The 22365-nt window shown below is 65.4% G+C and carries 14 protein-coding genes; 9 read left to right on the top strand and 5 right to left on the bottom strand.

Translation table 11 applies throughout. The annotated features are described in order from the left end of the window. Window positions 1–110 precede the first annotated feature (110 nt). Window positions 111–596: a GNAT family N-acetyltransferase gene (locus AB0Y14_RS11215; protein WP_436589345.1), complete on the bottom strand. Its 486-nt coding sequence runs from the start codon at window positions 594–596 to the stop codon at window positions 111–113. Between the two features lie 170 nt (window positions 597–766). Between AB0Y14_RS11215 and AB0Y14_RS11220 the strand changes: the two genes are divergently transcribed. The 6 genes from AB0Y14_RS11220 (at window position 767) to AB0Y14_RS11245 (ending at window position 8906) form a co-directional block, all read left to right on the top strand. Then, a complete protein-coding gene (locus tag AB0Y14_RS11220) occupies window positions 767–2839 on the top strand; it encodes a DUF6541 family protein (RefSeq protein ID WP_436589346.1) in 2073 nt (690 codons plus the stop codon). Window positions 2840–2950: 111 nt separating this feature from the next. Further along, window positions 2951–5086 carry a DUF6541 family protein gene (locus tag AB0Y14_RS11225; RefSeq protein WP_436589347.1) on the top strand — a complete coding sequence of 712 codons (2136 nt, stop codon included), beginning with the start codon at window positions 2951–2953 and terminating at the stop codon, window positions 5084–5086. A 283-nt stretch (window positions 5087–5369) separates the two neighbouring features. Beyond that, window positions 5370–6125, top strand: coding sequence for a glycosyltransferase family 2 protein (locus tag AB0Y14_RS11230; protein WP_436589348.1), 756 nt, complete (start codon window positions 5370–5372; stop codon window positions 6123–6125). Beyond that, window positions 6122–6664, top strand: coding sequence for a DUF2304 domain-containing protein (locus tag AB0Y14_RS11235; protein ID WP_436589349.1), 543 nt, complete (start codon window positions 6122–6124; stop codon window positions 6662–6664). The genes AB0Y14_RS11230 and AB0Y14_RS11235 overlap by 4 nt, the downstream gene beginning before the upstream one ends. Next, window positions 6661–7536, top strand: a complete 876-nt coding sequence (locus AB0Y14_RS11240) for a glycosyltransferase family 2 protein (protein ID WP_436589350.1) — start codon at window positions 6661–6663, stop codon at window positions 7534–7536. Before AB0Y14_RS11235 ends, AB0Y14_RS11240 begins: the two co-directional genes overlap by 4 nt. 8 nt (window positions 7537–7544) lie before the next feature. After that, on the top strand, window positions 7545–8906 hold the full coding sequence (locus AB0Y14_RS11245) for a hypothetical protein (protein ID WP_436589351.1): 1362 nt from the start codon (window positions 7545–7547) through the stop codon (window positions 8904–8906). A 540-nt stretch (window positions 8907–9446) separates the two neighbouring features. Here AB0Y14_RS11245 and AB0Y14_RS11250 read toward each other — a convergent pair. Beyond that, window positions 9447–9944, bottom strand: coding sequence for a DUF4385 domain-containing protein (locus AB0Y14_RS11250; protein ID WP_436589352.1), 498 nt, complete (start codon window positions 9942–9944; stop codon window positions 9447–9449). Between the two features lie 71 nt (window positions 9945–10015). Beyond that, a complete protein-coding gene (locus AB0Y14_RS11255) occupies window positions 10016–10894 on the bottom strand; it encodes an EamA family transporter (protein ID WP_436589353.1) in 879 nt (292 codons plus the stop codon). Between the two features lie 228 nt (window positions 10895–11122). Here AB0Y14_RS11255 and AB0Y14_RS11260 point away from each other — a divergent pair, with 228 nt between their 5' ends. Beyond that, entirely contained in the window at window positions 11123–16117 is a 4995-nt protein-coding gene (locus AB0Y14_RS11260) for an NAD-glutamate dehydrogenase (protein WP_436589354.1), read from the top strand. Window positions 16118–16245: 128 nt separating this feature from the next. On the opposite strand, the gene AB0Y14_RS11265 is transcribed toward AB0Y14_RS11260, so the two are convergent. Both AB0Y14_RS11265 and AB0Y14_RS11270 read right to left on the bottom strand, forming a co-directional pair. Beyond that, window positions 16246–16587, bottom strand: a complete 342-nt coding sequence (locus tag AB0Y14_RS11265) for a DUF202 domain-containing protein (protein WP_436589355.1) — start codon at window positions 16585–16587, stop codon at window positions 16246–16248. Continuing rightward, window positions 16584–16961 (bottom strand): YidH family protein, encoded by a 378-nt coding sequence (locus AB0Y14_RS11270; RefSeq protein ID WP_436589356.1) that lies wholly within the window; start codon window positions 16959–16961, stop codon window positions 16584–16586. The genes AB0Y14_RS11265 and AB0Y14_RS11270 overlap by 4 nt, the downstream gene beginning before the upstream one ends. Before the next feature lie 282 nt (window positions 16962–17243). Here AB0Y14_RS11270 and AB0Y14_RS11275 point away from each other — a divergent pair, with 282 nt between their 5' ends. Beyond that, window positions 17244–20633, top strand: coding sequence for an NAD-glutamate dehydrogenase domain-containing protein (locus AB0Y14_RS11275; RefSeq protein WP_436589357.1), 3390 nt, complete (start codon window positions 17244–17246; stop codon window positions 20631–20633). 64 nt (window positions 20634–20697) lie between these two features. Further along, the gene (locus tag AB0Y14_RS11280) at window positions 20698–22065 is read left to right on the top strand and encodes an FAD-binding oxidoreductase (RefSeq protein ID WP_436589358.1); all 1368 of its coding nucleotides are present in this window, start codon (window positions 20698–20700) and stop codon (window positions 22063–22065) included. The last annotated feature ends 300 nt before the right edge of the window (window positions 22066–22365 follow it).

Here is a 22365-nt window from a genome sequence, read left to right on the forward strand (position 1 = left end):
CCCCCACCTTTTTTTGTTTAATGTCCGGACCCTGTGGCCCCGGCCCCCGGGGCTGGTGCCCCGGCGCCCCGGGCCCCGGGGCGGGTTCTGGTGTCGGGGTGGTGGGGTGATCACACACCACGCCGCATCGGGACGTGCGGGATCCCTGCCTCGACGTCGGGATCGCCGGATCGGGTGAACCCGAACCGTTCGTACCAGTTCTCGAGATAGGCCTGGGCATGCAGGTCGATCGTCTCACCGTCGTGATCCGCCACGGCGGCGTTGAGCAACGATCCCGCGAGGCCGCGCCCCCGATGAGTGGGCGACGTCGCCACCCTGCCAATCGCGGGCAACCCTGAGGGGCCGCGCAGAACTCGCAATGTCGCTACAGGTACGCCCTCGTCTTCGACCCAGTATGTGGTCGTTGTCGGGTCGAGGTCGGCGCCGTCCAGATCCTGTTCTGACGTGATGCCCTGTCCCATCGTGAAGACCTCATACCGTAGCCGGGCGAGCCCGTACGTGGTCCGGGGGTCCAGTTGGAGCCAATGTCCGCTGCGCACTTCCAAGTGGTTGTCGGACCGGTCCGGACGCTCGTGGTCTGCGAATTCTGAGCTCATGGGTCCACGGTATCCGACCCGGCGGCGCCGCATCCCAGTTCCGCTCCGACGGTTCGCGACTCACGCATATACTTTCTTGAGGTGCTTCATCCGTTTTGCCCAGAGCGTTTGTGTACTTTTGCTCAGTCCGGGCCAATGCCCGGTTCGCCTGATGATCCTCGGAGTTCTACGTGGTCCTTGCCTTCGTCGTATGCGCTTTGTGCCTTGTCGTACCTGGGTTGTTGATCACCTGGGCAACAAAGGTCCAAGGGTTCGACGCATTGGCCCTCGCCCCGGTGGTGTCGTTGTTCTGCCTGGGCTCAAGTGCGTTGATTGGTGGCCAGCTGGGCCTCCGCTGGGGATGGTGGATGCCCCTTGGCTTGGCCGTGGTCCTCGCGGCCATTCTGGCCGCGATCGTTCGCCCGACCTACCGTCGTCGTCTCGGTGGTAGAGAGCCCGAGCCCCAATCGACGATCACAGCGGCGCTGCCCGTCATCGGCAGTCGGAAGTTTTCGGGGGCGGCCTGGATTGGGCTGGCCCTGGGCGTGGTCGTCGGCATCTGGCAGACGGCCCATATCACCGGGGGAATGGAGCACTTCTCTCAGGCATTCGACAACACCTTCCATCTCAACGCCGTCCGGTACATCGCCGACCACGGGAACGCGTCCCCGCTGTTCGTCGGAACCCTGAATTCCGGCGGGACGCCCGGATTCTTCTATCCGTCCGTGTGGCACTCCCTCGGGGCCATCCTGGTGACGACGACGGGCATTTCCGTCCCCGCGGCCACGAACGTGGTCACTTTCTGCACCACGGCACTCGTGTGGCCGATCAGCATCATGTTCCTGATCCGCTCCCTCACCCGTAATCGCTACTCCTGGCTCGTGGCCGGAGCGCTCTCGGGGGCGTTCGTGGTTTTCCCGGTTCTGCTTCAGACATACGGAATCCTGTACCCCAACCTCCTGGGCAACGCCGCCGTCCCGGCAGGTCTGGGGCTCGTGGTTTGGGCGTTGCGCGGTGGGCCCGATTCCCGACTTCTCCGCCCACAAGCGCTGACCCTGGGTGCCATGGCAGGTATAGGGATTTCCCTCTCGCATCCGAATGCGATCGTTTCTCTGGTCGCCGTCGCCGTTCCCGCCACGATCGCGCGGATCGCATCCCTGGTCGCCGGGATGCTCAAATCCACGGGGAGTCGTTCCCTTCCTGCCGCGCCAGGGAGGCGGAGGCATCCGATCCCGGAAATCCTGCTTCTCCTGGTATGCCTCGCGGCTGTGCCCGTGCTGTGGATGATGCTGCGTCCGAAGACCTTCCAGCCCGAGGCGGTCAAGCAGATTCCGGTTTCCGGGTCCGTGGTGGATGCCCTGAGCCTGGCGCCGTCCGGATACAGCATTTCCTGGGTGATCGTCGGTTTCATCGTCGTCAGCGCTGTGGTTCTTCTGTACCTCCGGCGTCACGCGTGGATGGTTTTTGCTTATGCCATCCTCGTGGTGCTGTACACGGCCGTCGAATCGATGCCTTGGGACTGGAGAGATGCTCTGACGGGCGTCTGGTACAACGATCCGTATCGATTGACGGCCCTGTTCCCCGTCATCGGAATCCCCATGATCGCCATTGCGGTCGGTTGGGCGGTCCAGGAACTCTACGCCAGCATCTCCGGGTGGCGGGCCGTGGGTGTACGCCGGCCACTGGAGGGGGAAGCGGAAGGTCGGATGCCTCCCCGCCCCAAAGCTCGGCCCGCCCTCGCCCAAACGGCCAAGATCATTCTGGGGCTGATTGCCGTGGTCGCGGTGTCCGTGCCGATCTTTGCGGCCGAGTCCATGAAGGAAGGCCGCACTCTCGCCCACGAGCAATTCGAAACCACCCCGAGCTCCGAACTGGTGACGCCGGATGAGCTCGACGTCCTCCACCACGTCCCCGACTACGTTCCGCGCGATGACACACTCATGGTCAACCCATGGACTGGAGGGTCTCTCGCGTATGCGCTGACCGGACAGAAGGTCAGCTCCTACCACCTCCTCGAGACGCGCACCCCCGAGATCGATCGGCTGGACAAGACGTTGAACACCGCCCTGGCGGACCCCAGTGTGTGCCAGGACGTCGAGCGCGTCCGCGGGTACTATGTCCTGGACTTCGGCACACGCGAGATGAACGGCGTCAATCACGCATCCGTCTACGGCGGCCTGCGAGGACTCGAACAAACCGGCGTGGCCCAGACGGTGTACCAGACCGGAAACGCGAGGCTTCTGGAGGTCACCGCCTGCGGCTGATCCCATCGGTTAGAAATTTCACGATGACCCGGCAACCGCACGTGGGCGAAGCTACTAGGATTGTTGGAGTTTGCTCGAAATGCACCACTACTGATCGGAGCCATGGAGCCCATGGAATGGTTGAGCCTCGTCCCCGCCCTGGCCGTCTGCATCATTCTGCTGATCGTGCCGGGCCTTCTGGTCACGCTCGCCGTTCGCATGCGCGGATTCGACGCGGTCGCACTGGCTCCCGCGGTATCGATCGGCCTGATCGCCGTCAGCGCCGTGCTGGCTCCCATCGCCGGGATCGGGTGGGCCCTCTGGGTCCCGTTCGCGGGCGGGATCGTGACGGCACTCGTCTTCGGGCTCATCGCGTGGGGATTCAGGGCCGGCCGGATCGAGGACTATCCCGTCCGATCGACGCCCCGTGCCAGAACGAAGAACGGTACTTCCGCCAGTCACGACGACGTCGAACGGGCGCCGTGGAACTCCGAGGCGGGATCGGACGGATCGACGTCGTCCCGCGGCTCCTTCCGTTGGACCGGCCCCGGGCGTCTCGGCGGTGACCTGGTGCCGGCCCGGTGGTTCTCACGGGGCCAACTCGCCTACTGGGGCTCCTTCGTCATCGCGGCCTTGGTCATGCTCCGGACCATCACGAATGCCATCGGCGCACCGGATCGGTTCTCCCAGACCTTCGACAACAATTTCCATCTCAACGTCATCCGGTACATCGTCGAGCAGCACAACGCCTCGTCCATGACGGTCAGCGCAATGACCGCGGGCGGGGGCGCACCGACCTTCTACCCGGCGGCATGGCACGACGTCGTGTCCTTGGTCTTCACGGCCACCGGACAGGGCTCGATCCCCATGGCCACCAACGCCATGATCGTGACGGTCGCCGTCGTCGTCTGGCCGTTGTCGGTTCTGTACCTGATGCGATCGATGATGCGGTTCAACCTTCCGACCGTGCTCGCGGCAGGCGCCGTACTCTCAGGGTTCGCGGCCTTCCCGATCCTGCTGATGTACTTCGGCGTGCTCTACCCGAACTTCCTGGGCATCGCGCTGATCCCGGCGGGCCTCGGGCTCGTGATCAATGTGCTGCGGGTCTCCGCGATTCGCCGGGTGACCACGATTCAATCGATTCTCCTCGGCATCGTCGTGGCTCTCGGCATCGGATTCGCCCACCCCAACGCGGTCATGTCCCTGGTCATCATGACCGTCCCGATTCTTCTGGTGCGTGGGGCCGTGCAGATCTGGCGCGCGGTGAACCGCAGGACGAGGGTCGGCGTCGTGATCATTCAGGTCATCCTGATTGCCGCGGGACTCTGGGTGATCTGGTACCTGTGGGGCATAGTCCGACCGGAAGCCGGAGCCGCAACGTGGGGTCCGGCGACCTCGGATACCCAGGCGTTCGGCGAGGCCCTGCTCAACAGTCCCTTGAGCCTCACCCAGGCACAGTGGGTGCTCTCGATCCTCGCGATCCTGGGCACCCTCGTGGTCCTCTACACCCGACGCAACGTCTGGCTCGCCCTCGTCTACGGCGTGCTGATCTACTACTACATTTGCGTGCGCTGGCTCCAGTGGGACCAGGACCGAATGTGGGCCACCGGTGTCTGGTACAACGACCCCTATCGTCTGGCTGCCCTGCTGCCCGTGGCCGCGGTGCCCCTGGCCCTCGTCGGCATCCACTGCATCACGCAGGCCCTGATGGGTTCGGCCGTGGTCGAGCGGTGGAAGCACAGGGGATCGCAGGTGCTCGGCGTCGTCTCGGCCCTCACGGTCATCCTGGCGCTTGCGCTGACGCAGTTCGCCCGGCCCCTCAACGACATGGTCAACGCGTCCTACTGGAGCTACTATGCGTCCGAGGACGCCCAGCTGGTCGACAGCGACGAACTCGACGTCATCAATCACATCGACGATTACGTCCCGGACGAGGACACCGTCATCGTGAACCCGTGGACGGGTGGGGCACTCGCCTACGCCCTGGCCGACCGACACGTCACGGCCGCACACACGCTCTACACGCCCACCGATAACGCGAAGATCTTCGACGGCTCACTCAACCAGGCGAACCAAGACCCGAAGGTCTGCCAGGCCGTCAAGGACGACGACGCCGAGTACGTTCTGGACTTCGGAACCGACGAGGTCAATCAGGGCGACCACTCGGGCGCGTTCCAGGGGCTGCAGAACCTGGAGGAGAGCGGTGTGGCGACCCCCGTCTACCAATCCGGGGATGCCAAGCTGCTCAAGATCACGGCGTGCGAGTGACCCGTCGATCCGCACGACACGGGGGAACGCAGAGGGCACATCGCGTCCTCGGCGTTTCCCGGATTCAAGCAGATTCCGGCCGAAGACGTCATTCGGGCGTTCGTCCGGTCGGTCGAAGGCGTCGAGAACGGGCAGGTCCTGACCGTTTGGGGCTGACTCTTGGGCGCACGCAATTCCGTGCGCGAGTCACGAGAGCCGAAGCGCTTCGGGTGCCCGGTCCCACACGTATTCTTCGCCGGTCCTCAGGTAGTTCCAGGGCGCAACCGGTAGGCTAAGGACCACTATGGCTAAAATTCCAGACGCTCACCCCACGTTGAGCTGCCTCATCATCATGCCCGCATGGAATGAGGAAGAAGTCATCGGGTCGACGATCCGTGAGCTTCAGTCCACCATGCCCGCCTACGACCTGCTGGTCGTCGACGACGGTTCCACGGACGACACCTCGCGCATTGCGCGTGCCGCGGGCGCGAGCGTTCTGCAACTGCCCTACAACATGGGCGTTGGGGGAGCGATGCGTGCGGGGTTCAAATACGCCCAGCGCCTGGACTACGACCGGGCGATCCAGGTGGACGCGGACGGGCAGCACGACCCCCGCGACATTGAAAGGGTCCTCGAAGGTCTGGAGCAGGCGGATATTTCCATTGGTGCCAGGTTCGCCGAACGAGGCACATACAAGGCCAAGGGCCCCCGCCGGTGGGCCATGGGAATGCTCGCCGGGATGTTCTCCCGCATAGCCAAGACCCGACTCACCGACGTCACCAGCGGCTTCCGGGCGGCCAACCGCCGCGCGATCGCCCAGTACTGCCGGTACTTCCCCGCCGAATACCTCGGGGACACCGTCGACTCTCTGGCCATGGCCCTTCGCGCCGGCCTTTCGGTCACGCAGGTCCCGGTCGAGATGAGGGCAAGGCAAGCCGGAACACCGTCCAACAACCCGTGGAAGTCCGCGATCTACCTGGTCAGGTCGATGTTCGCGTTCTTCATCTCGATGACGCGCAAACGCATTTCCCTGAACGACGCCGAGGGAGGCCACGAGTGAATACAGCATCCATATTCTTCCTGGTTCTTGGGCTGATCCTCGTCATCGCCGTGATCCGCCTGGTCAGGAACCTCAAGCTGCGTGAGAAGTACGCTGCCCTGTGGCTCCTCACGGCGGTCGTCATCGCGATCCTGATGATCTTCCCCAGACTCCTGGACTCTCTCGCGTCCCTCGTGGGCGTGGTGACACCCGTGAACCTGCTGTTCCTCATCGGCCTGGTTCTCCTCCTGGGGGTGTGCCTGCACCTCTCCCTCGAGATTTCGAGGCTCGAGGACGAGACCCGGGTCCTGGCGGAGGAAGCGGCGATCCAGCGTTCCCTGCTCAACCGCCAATTGGAGAACGTGGAGAGGAACCGCAACCCGACGTCGTCGATGCCCATCATCCAGGTTGACGCCACTGGGGAGCCCCACACGATAGAGACCCACGGGTCCAGCGCGGCTGGGACCGATGGCCGGAAGGACGAGAACTCGCGTCCTTCGGAACCAAAGACTGACCACCGGATCACCGGAGATCCCCACGACCCGACGGAGAAGCCATGACCGTTGACATTCTGTTCCCCTACTACGGAGACGTCGCCCTGATGAAGCAGGCCGTCCGCTCCGTGCTGCACCAGACCAACACGGACTGGCGGTTGATCGTCGTCGACGACGGCTATCCCGACGACTCGATCCCCGGCTGGTTCGAGTCCCTGAACGACGACCGCGTGACCTACATGCGCAACGAGAAGAACCTCGGAGCCAACGGGAACTACCGCAAGTGCCTGGGCTTCGTCGAGAACGAGCTCGTGGTGGTCATGGGCGCCGACGACGTCATGCTCCCCAACTACATCGACTGGTTCGTGCACGCCGCCGAGGCCCACCCCGAGGCGAACATCTTCCAGCCCGGGGTATTCGTGATCGACGAGAACAACGCGCCCTCGAACACCATGGTCGAGAAGACCAAGGCGTACTACCGTCCTGACCGCACCACGGTGCTCGACGGAGAGGGCCTGGCGGTCTCGATCCTCCGCGGTGATTGGCTGTACTTCCCCTCGCTCGGTTGGCGTGCGGAGACCATCGTGGGTCTCGGCTTCCGCGAAGGATTCGACGTCGTCCAGGACATGTGCCTGGTCATGGACGTTGCGATGACCGGTGGCGCGCTCTTCTACGACGAGACCGCGGCCTTCATGTACAGGCGCCACAAGGCATCGGACTCCTCCTGGCGCGCACTGGACGGCACCCGTTTCGATGAAGAGCGCCGTTTCTTCGAGACCATGGCCGAGGAAATGGGCGCCATGGGTTGGTCCAAGGCAGCCACCGTGGCCCGCCTGCACGTCTCCTCGCGTCTGCACGCGGCGAGCCTCTTGCCGAAGGCGGCACAAGCCAAGAACTGGGGCGGAGTCAAGAACCTGGCATCCCACCTGGTCAAGTAGGGCGTTACATGGTTCGTGCAGGTGAGGGCGAAGCCCCCGAGGTCAGCGGACTCGGTTCGGAGGTCACCGCGGAGAACACGGCCGGCCAGAGGTCTGTGACCAAGAAGGAATCCACCGGAATCCTTCTGGCCTCCATGGTCTCGGCGGTTTCGGCGTTGGGCGCAACTTTCATCGCCAAGCACGCGCTCGCGGGCGAAGAGGTCACGGAATTCCTGGTCTTCTGGTCCGCGCTCTTCGGGATCTACGGGATCGTTGCGGGCCTCCAGCAGGAGACGACGCGCGCGGTCGGGGCCGCCCAATTGCACACCGGAGATGCGGGACCCTCGCGTCCTGGGGCACGGGTCATGGCGGTCGCGGGCGGTTTCGGCATCGTCATCGCTCTGCTGGTCGCCGTCACGTCGCCGGTCTGGGCGCACGGACAAGTTCCCACCGGCACCGGATTCGCCGTGGCCATGCTCTGCATCGGACCGTGCCTGTATGCGATGCACTCGGCCATGAGTGGTGCCGCCGCCGGGCGCGACCAATGGTTCCAGTTCTCTGCCCTGGGCGGCGGCGAGGCGGGATGGCGTCTGATCGCGATGATCGCGGTGGCCCTGATCGCCGGGTCGATCGGCGGACTCGAGGCCGCCGCAGTCTCCCCGGTTCTGCTGTGGATGTTTATCGCCGTGTTCACCTCGGAGGGCCGCAAGACGTTCTCGGCGAGGGCCGACGTCGGCGCCGGCCGCTTCGTGCAGAACGTCCTGTTCGCGATGGGTTCCTCGGCCGCCTCTGCGGTCCTGATGGTCGGATTGCCGGTGGTCCTCAAGGCCAGCGCCGGCGCGGATGCATCGACGTACACGAAGATCTCCATGGGGGCGCTGATCCTCGCGATCTCCATTACGCGCTCGCCGATCATGATCCCGTTGCAGGCCTTCCAGGGTGTCGCCATTTCGGCTTTCCTCAAACAGCGGCATCGTCCCGTGGCCGCGATGCTCAAACCGTCGGCGGCGCTACTGGGGATCGGTCTCTTCGGGGCGATTCTGGCCTGGATCATCGGGCCGTGGCTGTTTTTCCTCATCTATGGTCCCAAGCCGGAGGAAGCGGCCGCGTATCACGACGTCATCCACGGATGGTTGCTGGGTACCCTGACCTTCGGTTCGGCGATCATGGCTTTGCTGGTCCTCTCCGGGACGGCCATCCTGGCCCTCAACGCGCACCGCATCTACATCTTGGGCTGGGTCGTGGCCGCCGCGATCGCCATCGGCCTGCTGTTCCTGCCGGTGGGGCTCGTGCCGCGCACGATCATCGCCCTCTACGTGGGACCGGCCTGCGGGTTCGCGATCCACCTGGCCGGCATGGTCGTGGCGTCGCGGAAATACCGCCCCGAGTAAGGCGGCGCTCGCCCGCACGCCCGCATGCGACCGGCGAGGTGGCAGTCTCGTGCAGAATTCGCGGGCAAAACCGCACAAACGCGCCACTTCGCGGGAGGGTGCGGGGTACCAGGTGCAGGTGCCAAGCGCAGACGCAGGTGCAGGTGCACAAAATTGCCGCCTCGAGGGGGTGCCGACGACGTCGTGCGCGGCCACGGTTCCGTGAGGTGGCGGTTACCCGATTGGGCGGGGGTTGCCGGCGACATCGTGGCCCTGAGAGTCGGTTGCGCGGTTTGGTTGGGTGGCGGTTGCCCGATTGCGAGGAGTTTTCCGCCGTTAGGTGGAGCTTTAACCCCCACCTAACGGCGGAAACATCTGCCGAATCGGGGAACCGCCACCTCACTCGGACGCCCGGGGCGGGATGCTCGGACGCCGGACGTACTCAGGCGCCTAGATCGTCAACGCCCTCCGGCCCCGGCCGCCGCCAGCGTCCCGGCCCCGTCGCCATCAGCGTCCCGGCCTCGGCCGCCCCAGAACGCCCCGGCCGCCGCCAGAACTCGGTCATCCATAGGTTTCCCGGTGCGCCTTCCGGAGTCGTTGGTACTTTTCGTTGGTTCGGGCCGTGTCCCATGCCTTCTTGAATATGCGCGCCGACTCCGCCTTCTCCGGGTCCTCAGGAGAGGCTTCCCGCTGCTCACGACCATGCGCTCCGCTGACGCCCTTCTTGTCCGCTGGCACGGGACCCTTGTACTTCTTTCCGCCGGGATACTTGGCGTAGCGCCGGGACCTGGTGTATCCCATCTGCAGGAACTTGCGGGCCATGTCCGCACCGACGATGTCCTCCTGCTCGAGGTAGTCCTCGAACATGCCGAGGATGGTTGAGCTGGATCGCTCGGCATCCTGGGGCGTCGCGAATTTCCAATGGGGGAGGATCTCGGACTTGTAGGGTTCGACCTTCAGAACCCCCTGCTCGCCCCGACCGATGCGGTACAACTCCGGATTCTTCCGGAGGTCTTCTTTCTCGACGTCGATCGAGTCATCGAATTCACGTGCCACCACATTGTTTATCCTAGCCACCGCCGGGTGTTGGTCGGCGTGGGCAGTCGGGCGCGGCGGTCGTCGTCCTTGCCTCAACCACCGATCAGGGCGACGCCGGCTACGACCAGCAGCGCCCCGAGCAGGCGCCGTCCCGGTCGGGATTCCTTGAAGACCACCCAAGCAAGCAACGAACCGACCACGATGCTCGTCTCCCTCAAAGGCGCAACCAAGGAAACGGGTTCGCTCTGCATTGCGGTCAGCACGAGGATGTAGGCCGCCGGCGATAGGACTCCGATGCTGACGATCACGGGCCAGTTCGTCTTCACCGAATCTCTCATGAGACGACGACGCGAACTATTCAGCCCACAGGTCATGAAAAGCGCCTGGTAGACCGCGGACAGAGAAAAATACGGGATGGGCGATTGTGCCAGGGCGGTGACGGAATGGTCGTCCCACAGGGTGTAACCGGCAATGAACGCCCCAGTGAGGATCCCCCAGCCGAGGCCGGCGAGCAGTCGCGACCCGTCCATGGCCCCCGGGTCCCTGCCTGGGGCGGCCGTCACCACGATTCCGCCAACGATCACGAGCGCACCCGCCAGCGCCCACCACCCGGGCCGCTCGGACAAGAAGGCGACGGCGACGATCATCGTCAGTATCGGCCCCGTTCCGCGGGCGGCGGGATAGACCACGCTGAGCGGGGCGCGATCGTACCCGGTCTGGAGCGCGAGGTTGTAGCCGATGTGGATGACGGCCGAGACCGCCGGCGCCCAGACGAGTGCGGGACCGTAGACGGACCAGCCGCCTTGCTGGACGACGCACACGATCCCGACCGGTGCCGTGACAAGGGCCGTGACCACCGCATACCACCAGACGAAGGTGTACGAATCACCATGCTTCGCCTTCGCGGCGAGATTCCACACGGCGTGGAGCACCGCGGCAGAGAGAACCATGGCCAATGCTGCTGCGCTCATCCGACCAGTCTAGAGAGGTGACCGCCGGTCGTTCGTGAGGCGTTGGGGCGTAGGGGGGGGCACGCGACGCCCCTCGGGCAGACCGTTCATCCGGATGTGGCAACAAATGTTGCCCAGAGCAAAACTCGCCCCCGGCCAGGCTGAATTTCCGGAGGCGGGATGAGTATCCTTGGTCAGGTAAAGACGACCACAACGAGGTGGTCCAGTCTTCTGAGGAAGGTAATTGACGTGCCCTTAAACCAGCAGTCCGATCCCACCGAACCTGAGTCCACGAGCCCCACCGGCTCGAACGGGACGCACGGAGCCGACGGAGGGGACGGAGAGTCCTGGATCTCCACGTACTATCAGCACGCAACCCGAGACGATGTGGCCGAGTTCAGCGAGGCCGAGCTGGTCGAACGGGCGGAACTGCACCGGAAACTCGCCGAGACCCGCGAACCGCACGGCACCAACATCGAGGTCATCCACCACGGAGCCTCATGGATCCTCATGGTCGTCACCGACGACATGCCGTTTCTCGTCTCCTCGATCACCGCGGAGATCGCGGCTTCCTACGGCGGCTCGAACGCACTGTTCCACCCCTTGTTCCTGGTCCACAGGAACAAGGAGACGGGCGTGATCGAGAGCTTGCGGGGTCTGAACCTCAAACAGCAGGTGGCCAGCGGTGACACCGCTGTGTTGCCCAGCCTGGGGTCCGCCGCAGGTCGCGAGAGCGCGATCGAATCCTGGATTTCCGTGGAACTGATCGGGTGCGATGACGAAGCCACGGCGCAGAACGTCGTCGAGAGCGTGAGATCCGTTCTGCGGGATGCCCGCCATGCCGATGCCGACGCGGAAGCCGTGCGCGACAAGGTCCTGAACCTCTCCGAACGGGTCGGCAACCTGCCGGAACCCGGTCGGGAGAATTCCCAGAACACCCCCGATGCGGCGGAGCACCCCAAGGTGGTCCAGGAGTTCCTGAACTGGGTCGCTCGGGACAATTTCTTGTTCTTCGGGTACAAGGAACGCGACCTCAAGGACGGCCCCGACGGCCTGACAATCTCCGACCGGCCGGGTACGGGTCTCGGCATTCTCTCCGATCAGCACGACGACGCCGAGGAATCGGTCCACCACCGGGTCAAGCACCTCACGGGACTCTCGCAGGACAATGCGCGCGACTCCAAGATCGTCTACGTGACCAAGGCGAATTCCCGGTCGACGATCCACCGGCACGAATACCTGGATTACATCGGGATTCGCGACTTCGATGCGAACGGACGCGTCGTCGGCGAATACGTGATCCTGGGACTGTTCTCCCTCCAGGCCTACTCCCTGCCGGCCACGGAGGCTCCTCTGATGCGTGAGAGGGCCCGGGTGATCCGGAACCGGCTGGGGTTCCAGCCCGGATCGCACTCGGACAAGACGCTCACGGGCATGATCGAGGACTACCCGCGCCTCGAGATGCTCCAAGCCGACCAGGACTCCCTCACGGAGACCTTCGCCGGGATCATCGGGCTCGAGGAACGACGCCGCACCAGGCTGTTCCTCCGTCCGGACGAATTCGGGCGCTTCGTCTCCGCCGTCGTGTTCCTGCCCCGCGACCGGTACAACACGGGCGTTCGCATCCGCATCGAGAACGTTCTCCGCGAAGCCATGAATCTGGCGTCGATCGACTTCGAGGTCAAGCACTCGGCGTCGGCCCTCGCACGCCTCTTCCTGCGCCTGCGCCTGTCCGAGCCGAACCAGATCCCGGACATCGACGTTGCCGAGCTCGAGAAGAAGCTGCAGGACGCTACCCGCTCCTGGCCCGAATCTCTCGAAGCGGCCCTGGGAGGTCCGGGTGCGGCCATCGCCAAGCGCTGGTTGGACGCCGCCCCGGTCACTTACCGTGCCGACTACGAAATTTCCGAGGCCGTCGCCGACGCCGGGATCTTCGAGTCCCTCGAGTCCTCCGGTCCGGAACGCCCGGCCGCCGTGCGCATTCGCCGGCCTCGCGCGGAATCGGACGGCAACGGCGTCGAGAAGGAATACCGCCTCAAGACGTACCTGCGCGAACCGAAGACGCTGACCGAGCTCCTGCCGATCATGCAGAATCTCGGGCTCACCGTGATCGACCAGAAGCCCTACGACCTCTCGACCGCGGACGGGAGCGACTTCCTCCTGTACGACTTCGGGGTGACGTTCCCGGCCGGCGTGGACCCCGAGGACATCGGAGGGCTCTACGAGGACGCCCTGTGCGCCGTGCTCTCCGGGCGCGCCGAGTCCGATTCTCTGGACCGCTTGGTGCTCGCCGAGAAGCTTCCGTGGCACACGGTGGCCGTGCTGCGCGCATACGTGCGGTACCTGGTTCAGCTGGGGACGGGACTGTCCCACGCCTTCATGGCGGACACGCTCCTGGCCAACCCCCGAGTCACACGCCTGGTGGTGCGGCTCTTCGAGTCGAGCTTCGATCCGTCCACGGAGGAGACCGTTGACCAGCGCAAGGCACGGCGCGCCGAGATCACGGAGGAAATCGAGTCGGCCCTGAACGAAGTGCCCACGCTCGACGCCGACAAGATGCTCCGAGCCCTGGCGGAGGTCGTGGCGGCGACCGTCCGGACCAACGCGTACCAGCAGGGTCCGGCGATCGCCTTCAAGCTCATGCCCCAACAGATCACTTCGGCCCCACTGCCGCGGCCCAAGTACGAGATCTGGGTCTACTCGCCCCGAGTCGAGGGCGTGCATCTCCGTTTCGGCGACATCGCCCGCGGTGGTCTGCGCTGGTCGGATCGTCGGGAGGACTTCAGGACCGAGGTGCTCGGCCTGGTCAAGGCCCAGATGGTCAAGAACGCCGTCATTATCCCGACCGGAGCCAAGGGCGGCTTCTTCGCCAAGCAGCTGCCCGATCCCGCGGCGGACCGCGAAGCGTGGATGACCGAGGGGCGGGCCGCGTACAGCCTGTTCATCCGTTCGCTCCTGGACGTCACCGACAACCTGGTGACCTCGGAGAATGGGGAGGAATCGGTCGTGACGCCGGAGGGCGTCGTCGCACTGGACGGCGACGACACCTACCTCGTGGTTGCCGCCGACAAGGGCACCGCGGCGTTCTCGGACCTCGCGAACTCGATCTCGCAGGAATACGGGTTCTGGCTCGGTGACGCGTTCGCCTCGGGCGGTTCCGTGGGCTACGACCACAAGGCCATGGGCATCACCGCCCGTGGGGCGTGGGAATCGGTCAAGAGGCATTTCGCGGAGCTGGGCATCGACTGCCAGAACGAGGAATTCACGGCCGCAGGCATCGGCGACATGTCCGGTGACGTCTTCGGCAACGGGATGCTGCGCTCGGAACACACGCTCCTGGTCGCCGCTTTCGACCACCGGGACATCTTCATCGACCCGACGCCCGACGCGGCATCGTCCTTCGCCGAGCGTCAACGGCTCTACGACCTGCCGCGCTCCTCGTGGCAGGATTACGACAGGTCTCTGATTTCCGAAGGAGGCGGGGTCTTTTCCCGGTCAGAGAAGTCCATCTCCCTGACCCCGGAGATCCGCAAGGTCCTGGGACTGGACGACAGGGTCACTCATCTCGCCCCGGCCGAGCTGGTCTCTGCCATCCTCAAGGCCCCGGTGGACCTGGTCTACAACGGGGGCATCGGCACCTACATCAAGGCGTCGACCGAAACGAATGCGCAGGTCGGGGACAAGGCGAACGACGTTCTCCGTGTCAACGGTGCCGATATCCGGGCCCGCGTGATCGGTGAGGGCGGCAACCTGGGTCTGACCCAGCTCGGACGTATCGAGGCCGCTCGCCAGGGTGTTCTGGTCAACACGGACGCGATCGACAACTCGGCCGGCGTCGAGACCTCCGACCGCGAGGTCAACATCAAGATCATGGTCGACCGCCTGGTCTCCCGCGGATTGTTGGACCCCGGTGAGCGCGCCTCGTTCATCGAGGCCCAAACCGACGCCGTCCGGAGCCTTGTTCTGGAGACCAACCGGGAGCAGAACGGGTTGTTGCAGGCAGAGCGCATGGGCACCATGCCCACGACGGCGACCGCCGCCCGCCTCATGGATCATCTCGAGGAAGCCGCAGGGCTCAACCGCGCGATCGAGTTCCTTCCGACCGACGACGAGCTGGAAGAACGCGTCGCCGAGGGCTGGGGGCTCACCGGGCCGGAACTGGCCGTGCTCACCGCATACGTCAAGATCGACATTTCCGACTCGTTGCTCAGCAGTGGATTCGGCAACGATCCGTGGCTCTCGCGGATCCTGGACGAGTACTTCCCGGAGGCCGTGACCGCACGGTTCGGCGATCAGCTGGACGATCACCCGCTGCGTCGGGAGATCATCTGCACCCGAGTCGCCAACGAGATGGTCGACCTGGCCGGGATCACCTACGCCTACCGGGCGGTCGAAGAAACCGGCGCCTCCGTGGCGACGGTGGCCAGCGCTTTCCTGGTGACCCGCGAGCTCTTCGACATCCGTGATCTCATGGCGGCCCACCGGGAACTGCCGGCGAACATCGAGCCGACCGCCTGGCGCTCCATGGCACGGGAGATCCAGCGCGTCGTCGACCGCGCGACCCGCTGGCTGATCAACGAAGGCTCGTTGGCAACCGGCGACCTGCGCACCGAGGTTCCGGAGAACCTGCAGATCAAGGCCGTGATCGACCGGTACGCTCCGGCGCTCGCGCTCGCTCCGGAGGTCCCCGAGCTGCTCGGTTCGAGCGCCCGGAAGCGCCTGGACGAGCGCGAGGAGCAGGCGCTGTCCTGGGGGATCCCCTCGGACTTTGCCGCCCGCTGGGCTCGGTTGCTGGACGTGTACCCGCTCATGGACATCGCGACCCTCAACGAGGAGACCGAGTGCGATCTCCGCGAGTCCGCGCTGCTGTACTACGCCCTCTCGGACCGGTTTGACGTCGACCGGCTGCTCGTCGCCGTCTCCAAATTGTCGCGTGAGGACCGGTGGGAGACCCTGGCGCGTTCATCGTTGCGGTCGGACCTGTACGAGACGGTCGCGGCGCTCACGGTCACGGTGTCCCGGGAAGTCACCCAGGGAGAACTCGGAGGGGGTGCCGCGTCGTCGTGGCCCGCGGACTCCGTCGCGGCGAGGAAACTCGTGGATGCGTGGGAGGGCGAGCACCCGGTGCATTCCTCGCGGATCGAGCGCCTCATGGGCGAACTGGACCAGGAACTGGGAGCGGAATCCGCGCCGCGCATGTCGACCCTCTCGGTCGCGGTGCGCACCCTGCGCGGCCTGATCTAGCGCCTCGGGCGGCAAGCCTCACGAGGGGGGGGGGGGGGGGCAGTTGGGGGACCGAATCTTCGCGATGGGCTCCCCAAACTGCCCCCTCGGCGTGAGGGACGCACGGGAACGCAACCCCGGCGTCCGGATCAGCCGCGCGTGATCACCACGATCGCGATGCCGGTGAGCGACAGGCCCGCGACGGCCGCGGCGGTCGAGAGCACGGCGACCGGGTCCGCCGACAGGCTCCCGTGGCGCACCCCGCGGGAGTGGCGGCCGTAGCGACGTCGTTGGGTTGCGTGGATCGCGGCGGCAATGAGCCACGCGAGAACGGTCAGAAAGACCACCCACCAGCCGAAGTGAGGCAGCCACCGCAGGAATCCGGCGCCGACGACGCCGACAGCGAGAAGCGTCCGACCCCAAGCGAGGACCGTCCGCTCCGGTTGCAGGCCGGCGTCCGCCGGGGCGTCGAGACGGTCGTGAACGCTCACCCCAGGACCATCCCGAGAATCAGGCAGGCCGCCACCGCGCCTCCCAGGCTCAGTAACGGAACAATCAGGGGCAGGGTCAGAGGCCTACCTCGTCGAAGCCGATTCTCGGTCTGCCACCACCGAACGGCGGCACCCAGGCTGATCAGGAATGCGATGGCAATGACCAGGATCGACAGAGCGCGGTGGATCCCTTCGGGAAAGACGCCGTCGCCAATGGTCTCCAGGGCGATGCCTCCGGCCAGAAAGGCCAGAGAAGTCCGGATCCACGCGAGAAAAGTCCGCTCGTTGGCGAGGGTGAACCGGGGGTCCGGCTCGGAACCGCCAGGGAGGACGGTGCGGGAGGCCCAGTCACGGTCCTTGGCTTCTTCGCTCATACATCCTCCGGATCGACGTCGTTCCCACCCTATATTGCTCCGTGTGACCCGTCACCGGAGCCGGTGACGACGTCATGAAATGCACCGGGCCAACGGGAGCATCCGAGCTCACCAACGGGCCCGCGTGAGACGTCCGCCCCCTCGTAGACCATCCCTGAGCGTGCGTAACGTTTTTCCACATCCTGGGCTGAGATCCTCAGCAGACCGTCACGGGTCCTACCCTTGGGAAAAAGTAACTTGAGCCATGCCCATGGCCGAAGACCGGAGGGAAGGGGGAGTCGGATGGCTCACCAGGAGAAGACCGAAACCACCGTCGAACGCGTGCGGTACGAGCTCCCGGAGGAGCAGGTCGATGCCTCGATCTTGAGGGACCTCGCGGAAGCGGGCCCCGATCGTCCTGCCGCGACCCGACTGTTCCGCCCTTCGACGGACGACGACCAGAACAGGATCGCCGGGAAGGAAGTTCGCCTTCGGGTCTACCTGCGTGAGCCTCGAGCCCTGTCCGATCTCCTGCCGATTCTGCAGAATCTGGGGCTCCACGTGGTCGACCAGATTCCCTACGACGTGCACACCAAGGACGGCGCAACGTTCGCCCTCTACGATTTCGGGGTCGTGTTCCCCGAGGGCGTGGACATCGACGAAGTCCTTCCCCTGGCCGAGGACGCTCTGTGCGCGGTGCTCGCCGGGCGTGCTGAACCCGGTTCCGCCAACCGGCTGGTTCTGTTCGAGTCCCTGCCGTGGCGAACCGTCGCCGTGCTGCGTGCATACTGCCGGTACCTGTTGCAGCTCGGAACCGAGTACAGCCGACCCTTCATGGCGGACGCCTTGGTCCAGAATGCGCCAGTGACCAAGTTGCTCGTGCAGCTGTTCCGCGTGGGCTTCGATCCCGAGTGGGAGCACGGGGCATCGGCCGAGCGGCGCCGCGAAAAGCAGGAGGAAGTCCGGGGAGAGATCCGCGCGGCTCTCGACGACGTCGCCGATCTCTCTCAGGACCGGTTCCTGCGGACGATGACGGAGGTCGTGTCCGCCACGGTCCGCACCAACGCGTACCTCGGCAAAGAAACTATTGCCCACAAGTTGTTGCCTCGGAAGATCGAGGAGGCGCCACTGCCGCGACCGGCCTTCGAGATCTGGGTCTATGCGCCGCGCGTCGAGGGCGTCCATCTGAGGTTCGGCAAGGTAGCTCGCGGCGGGTTGAGGTGGTCCGACCGTCGCAACGACTTCCGCACGGAGATCCTGGGCCTGGTCAAGGCCCAAATGACCAAGAACTCCGTGATCATCCCGACCGGCGCCAAGGGTGGCTTCTTCCCGAAGAATGCCCCGGGCCGCGATGAGGACCCGGAGGGTTACCAGAGGGAGGGCGAAGAGTCCTACAGGCTGTTCATCCAATCCCTGCTGGACGTCACCGACAACCTGGTGACCACGGACAAGGGCGAGCACGAAGTGGTCTCCCCGGAGGGCGTGGTCGTGCTGGACGAGCCCGACCACTACCTCGTGGTCGCGGCGGACAAGGGCACGGCGACTTTCTCCGACTTCGCCAACTCGATCTCGCAAGAGAACGGTTTCTGGCTGGGGGATGCCTTCGCGTCGGGTGGTTCGGTGGGCTTCGATCACAAGGACATGGGCATCACCGCCAAGGGCGCTTGGGAGTCCGTCAAACGGCACTTCGCATCCCTCGGGGTCGACTGCCAGAGTGAGGACTTCACGGCCATCGGCATCGGCGGTATGGCCGGAGACGTGTTCGGGAACGGCATGCTCCTGTCGGAACACACCAAGCTGGTCGCGGCCTTCGACAGCCGCCATATTTTCCTGGATCCCGATCCCGATGTGGCGAAGTCCTATGCCGAACGTCGTCGGTTGTTCGATCTTCCCCGGCCGTACTGGACGGACTACGACACGTCGCTCATCTCCGAAGGTGGCGGGATCTACAAGCGAAGCGACAAGTCGGTCGCCATCACACCGCAGGTCCGGGAGGCCCTCGGTCTGAAGGACGAGGTCGAGCGGCTCTCACCCGCCGAACTCGTGTCGGAAATACTGCGCGCCCCGGTGGATCTGCTGTACACGGGAGGGGCGGGAACCTACGTCAAGGCAACCGCCGAAACCCATCAGGACGCGGGAGACAAGGACAACGACCCGCTGCGGATCGATGCTTCCGAGCTCAGGGCCAAGGTCGTCGGCGAAGGCGGAAACCTCGGCCTGACTCAGCGGGCCAGGATCGAGGCCGCCAAGAATGGGGTCCTGGTCAATACGGATGCGGTCGACAATTCGGCCGGCGTCGAGACCTCCGACCGGGAAGTCAACCTCAAGATTCTGGTGGACCGTTTGATCGAGCACGGTCACATCGACCGTGAGGAACGGGCCGGATTCATCGAGGAGCAGGTCGAAGAAGTCTCCGACATGGTTCTGTGCAGCAATCGGGACCAGAACATTCTGCTCCACGCCGAACGGCTCGGGACTCGGCCGACCAACAGTAGCGCCTCCCGATTCATCCATTTCCTCGAAGAGCATGCTGACCTCAACCGTGAGGTCGAGTTCCTGCCTTCGGACAAGGAACTCAGGAAGCGCCGTGAGAACGGGGAGAAGCTGACCAGCCCGGAACTGTCCGTGATGACGGCCTATTCCAAGATCGAGCTGACCCACGCACTCCTGGACGCAGGATTCGGCGACGACCCCTGGTTGGAGGAAGTCCTCCGCGAGTACTTCCCGCAGCCCGTCACGGAACGGTTTGCCGAGTACTTCGGGGAGCACCCGTTGCGACGCGAGATCATCTGCACGCGCGTGGCCAACGAGATCGTGGATACCGCGGGCATCGTCTTCGCCTACCGCGTCATGGAGGAAACCGGTGCGTCCGTCCTGACGGTCGCCCGCGCCTTCCTCGTGATCCGGGAACTGTTCGACCTGAGGAGACTCCGGAAGCTCCACCGGGACATTCCGGCCGACGCTGACCCCGAGGCCTGGCGGACCGTTATCCAGGACATCCAGCGGTTCACCGACCGTGCCGTGGGGTGGGCCATCCGCCACGGCGTCGTCGCCCGCAAGGACGAGTCCAAGGGCGGAGACGTCATCGCCGACGCCATCGAGGAGCTCGCTCCCGGCGTGGCGCTGCGGGACGACGTCGCGAGCCTGGTCGGGCAGAAGTCAGAGGCCTCGATCCGCCGGCGTCTCGAACAGGCCGAGGAATGGGGTCTGCCCGATGAACTGTCCCGCACCTGGGCGCAGCTGTGGGAGTCCCTGACCCTGCTGGATGTCGGCGTCGTCGCCGAGGAGTCAGGACTGGCGCCCCGCCAGGCGGCGCTGATGTACTTTGCGGTGGTGGACAGGTACGCGGTCCACGAGCTGTTGGCCGCGGTGACGGAGTTGCCCCGGGTCGGTCGGTGGGAATCCATCGCGCGAGCCTCCCTGAGGTCCGACCTGTACAAGGCCAGCGAGGAGTTCACGAAGCGTGTGCTCAAGGACCTTCCGACTTCCGACATGCCCCAGGATCCGGCCGAGGCGCGGTCGGCTCTTCTCCAGTGGGAGAACGAGCACCCGGCCTATGCTCCGAGTATCGCGCGTCTGACCGACGAGATGAACCTCGAGATCCAGGGCTACTCGGGCGGCTCGCGGCCCGTCGATCTGGCGACCCTTTCGGTGGCCGTCCGGACGCTGCTCCACCCGACGGGAGAGTTCTAGAACACCCCGCCGCGGGGCGCCCGGCGAGGGTACCCCGCGGCTCCGAGCATTGAGGAGAGGGCCAATGACGACCTCGCACACAGCCACCCCCATCGTCGATCCATTGAGGCAACGCCTGGGGAGTCGATTCCTCACGTCTGCTGAGGCGCTCCGTGACTTCTCGGGGGACCGGTCATTGGCCGTGGCCGAGGGCCAGCCTCTCGGGGTCGTCCTCGCGGAATCCGCCGACGACGTCTCGGTTGCCCTGGCTTGGGCGAACGAGACGAAGACCCCGGTGTCGGTCCGGGGCGGCGGTTCGGGGCTGTCGGGTGGCGCGGTGTCCTACCCCGGTGGACTCGTGGTGTCTCTTGAGGCGATGAATCGCGTGCTGGACATCGACGTGGAGAACCGATTGGCCGACGTCGAGCCCGGAGTCATCACCTCCGACCTGGACGAGCACGCCCGGAAGCACGGCCTGTTCTTCGCCCCGGACCCGGCGAGCGTCCACCTGTCCACGGTGGGAGGCAACATCGCGACCGACGCAGGCGGCCTCCGGTGCATCGCCCACGGGACCACGGAAGCCTCGGTCGCGGCGCTGGAAGTCGTTCTGGCCGATGGCAGCATCATCCATACCGGGGCAAGAACCATCAAGAACGCGACCGGGCTCAACATGACACCGCTCTTCGTGGGCTCGGAGGGCACACTGGGTGTCATCACCCGGGCGACCGTTCGGCTCAAACCGGTTCCGGAAGGAACCCCGAGGACGTTCTGCGCGAGCTTTGACACCATCGAGGCGGCCGGTCGTGCCGTAACCTCGATCGTTTCCTCGAATCCGCGGCCGGAGGTGCTCGAACTGATCGATGCGATCTGTGCGCGCCTCATCGAGGACTTCGAACCCAGCGGTCTTCCGCAGCCCGAAGCGGCCCTGCTCCTCGGGCAGACGGTGGGCCCGACGGCGCAGCGGGACGCGGAGATCTTGGTCGCCGCGTGCGAACACATGGGCGCCACCGTGACCCGGATCGAGGAAGGCAACGACCTGCTCGAGGCTCGGAGGATTGCCAACGGCGCGCTCATGGCGGGCCGCTACGCGGTCCATTGCGACGTCGGGGTCCCGGTCGGGAATCTCGTGGAGATGATGCGGGGTGTGCAGGCCATTTCCGAAGAAGCGGGCCGCGGAGTCTCCATCCTTGCCCACGCCGGCGACGGCAACCTGCATCCGGCTGTCGAATCCGACGAAACACCCGAAGACCGCGCCGCGGCCGAGAAGATCGTGGACCGCATCACCGAACTCGCGATCAGCCTGGGCGGCGTGATCACCGGGGAACACGGCATCGGATCCATCAAGTATCGCGAACTGCCCCTCCAATTCGACGAGCCGACCCTCCGCGCGCAACGAGCCCTCAAAGCCGCACTCGATCCGCACGACATTCTGACGCCTGGCCGCGGAGTCTAGCCCGGGTCTTCCGGCAGCTTCCGGCGGTGGGCCGGCGGCTTCGGCGGGTACGTGACGTGGCGGCGTCCTGACGTGCGAGAACGAGGGGCCGGGTCTCTGCGTTTGGGCTGCGGGCCGCGCCTTTCAGGGGTCAGTCCGCTCGGGTCGGGGCCGGGCTACGCGGGCCGGAGTTGAGCTGCGCGGGTTGAGTGGTGGTTACCGGAACCGGAGGCAGTTTCCGCCGTTAGGTGGGGGTTAAACCGCCACATATGGGCGGGAAACACCTCTCAATCGGGCAACCCCCGCGTTACAGCGTCTTCG

This window comes from Rothia sp. HC945 (assembly GCF_051370785.1).
Taxonomy (GTDB): Bacteria; Actinomycetota; Actinomycetes; order Actinomycetales; family Micrococcaceae; genus Rothia.

Excerpts from the sequence above, each read along its gene's own strand:
- AB0Y14_RS11215 (WP_436589345.1), bottom strand. The coding sequence starts at position 596 with ATGAGCTCAGAATTCGCAGACCACGAGCGTCCGGACCGGTCCGACAAC.
- AB0Y14_RS11225 (WP_436589347.1), top strand. The coding sequence starts at position 2,951 with ATGGAATGGTTGAGCCTCGTCCCCGCCCTGGCCGTCTGCATCATTCTG.
- AB0Y14_RS11230 (WP_436589348.1), top strand. The coding sequence starts at position 5,370 with ATGGCTAAAATTCCAGACGCTCACCCCACGTTGAGCTGCCTCATCATC.
- AB0Y14_RS11240 (WP_436589350.1), top strand. The coding sequence starts at position 6,661 with ATGACCGTTGACATTCTGTTCCCCTACTACGGAGACGTCGCCCTGATG.
- AB0Y14_RS11245 (WP_436589351.1), top strand. The coding sequence starts at position 7,545 with ATGGTTCGTGCAGGTGAGGGCGAAGCCCCCGAGGTCAGCGGACTCGGT.
- AB0Y14_RS11255 (WP_436589353.1), bottom strand. The coding sequence starts at position 10,894 with ATGAGCGCAGCAGCATTGGCCATGGTTCTCTCTGCCGCGGTGCTCCAC.
- AB0Y14_RS11270 (WP_436589356.1), bottom strand. The coding sequence starts at position 16,961 with ATGAGCGAAGAAGCCAAGGACCGTGACTGGGCCTCCCGCACCGTCCTC.
- AB0Y14_RS11275 (WP_436589357.1), top strand. The coding sequence starts at position 17,244 with ATGGCTCACCAGGAGAAGACCGAAACCACCGTCGAACGCGTGCGGTAC.
- AB0Y14_RS11280 (WP_436589358.1), top strand. The coding sequence starts at position 20,698 with ATGACGACCTCGCACACAGCCACCCCCATCGTCGATCCATTGAGGCAA.